Genomic DNA, 1,500 nt, shown 5'->3' with positions numbered 1-1,500 from the left:
GGTTACGTCCGCGCCCGCTTGCGCGCGTCGCAATCAATGACCAGCGGAAAGATGGCAAAGGCTACCAACGAAAACAGGCCAACAGTACAAACCCCCAGTCCTCTCGGAACACTAAGCTGCCGCAATGCCTTGACCAGCTGCGACAGGAAGAAACTGAGTAGGGTTTCGAGCGCTACCGGTACGAAAGCCTGGCGTCAGAAATACAACGCGGCAATGATGAAAGCGCCGGTAGCTACGTGGGCAACGCTGTCAATTGGCGACTTCGGTGCCGGATTTTGCATGGCAGAGGAAGTCTCGATCGCGGGCATTATTCAGTTCCCTTCGCTCGCGACGCCCGCGTGAATCTGCCATTTGGAAGCGACTATCTCAGTCTTGCCCTGCGAGGGTTTTTCCTCCCAGAGCCCCCGCTTGAACCAACGGACCTCGGGCAGGCTGGGGCCCGTGCGGGCTGCTGTGTAAGCGCGCACCGGGCCGTTCGATACCGGGGCGAAAATCGCGCAATCAGCCGGATTGGACACCGTGGCCCCCCAATGCGACAGCCACCTGCAATCAGGCGAGCTTCTTTAGAACATTAATAAGGTTCGGGGGTTCCAGGCGCTCCTCTCGGGCGCTCCTACTGCTCAGGACCTGGTCGCGTGGCCTCCCCCGCGCCAAGTTCCGACGGGTTCTCGCCATGGGCGAAATCAAACCTTGGTCCAGAACGGGAGATTATCGGGGAACCTCAAGTCACCCCGGGATGTTGCGCTTCATCATCTCTCTCAGAGGCAGCGCAATGCAAATCCGCGTCGGCTACCGGATCGAGATCGTCACCGCACAAACAACTCCGGCGGTGGTCCTACTCGACCCTCATCCTAGCCGCAGCAAGGACGTGGTTGGTCAGCCGACGCCGCAGATTAAATCGATCATCGACGGCACAAATGTGCCGGTCAACGAATACACGGACGGCTTCGGCAATCAGTGTCGCCGGCTGGTTATACCGCAGGGAGGAGCGATCTTCACAAACGATGTGATCGTCCGCGACACGGGAATTCCGGACCAATTCGATAAGAACGCACCGGAAGTCTGGCCAAGTGATCTGCCGCCTGAGGTCATCGAATATACTTTGTCCAGCCGGTACTGTGAGGTCGATGAGCTATCTGCGACCGCATGGAATTTGTTCGGCAGTTTTGCTCCCGGTTGGAATCGGGTTCAGCAAATCTGCAATTACGTGAACGCGCAAATCCGATTCGACTATCAGTTCGCCAGAAACACGCGCACTGCTGTTCAAGCGATGAATGAACGCGTCGGTGTATGCCGGGATTTCACCCATCTTGCCATCGCCCTATGCCGTGCCATGAACATCCCGGCACGGTACTGCACCGGCTTCATCGGTGACATCGGCGTGCCCCGTGATCCGTTTCCGCTGGATTTCAACGCCTGGTTCGAGGCGTCTTCCGGGGGAGGGGTGTCCATCCTACATGCCCGCCACACATTCCACCCCATCCGGCGCTGCCCTGTTCC

At 58.5% G+C, this 1,500-nt stretch carries 2 protein-coding genes; both read left to right on the top strand.

Translation table 11 applies throughout. The features are described 5' to 3' along the window. Positions 1–342, top strand: a 342-nt coding sequence (locus tag B6S44_RS29630; protein WP_206735118.1) for a hypothetical protein, incomplete at its 5' end; no start/stop codon positions are given. 331 nt (positions 343–673) lie between these two features. Beyond that, positions 674–1,500, top strand: an 827-nt coding sequence (locus B6S44_RS09325; protein ID WP_248309519.1) for a transglutaminase-like domain-containing protein, incomplete at its 3' end; no start/stop codon positions are given.

Source organism: Allobosea sp. Tri-44 (genome assembly GCF_004123845.1).
GTDB lineage: Bacteria > Pseudomonadota > Alphaproteobacteria > Rhizobiales > Beijerinckiaceae > Allobosea.
This window is presented reverse-complemented; position numbering and strand designations above follow the sequence as displayed.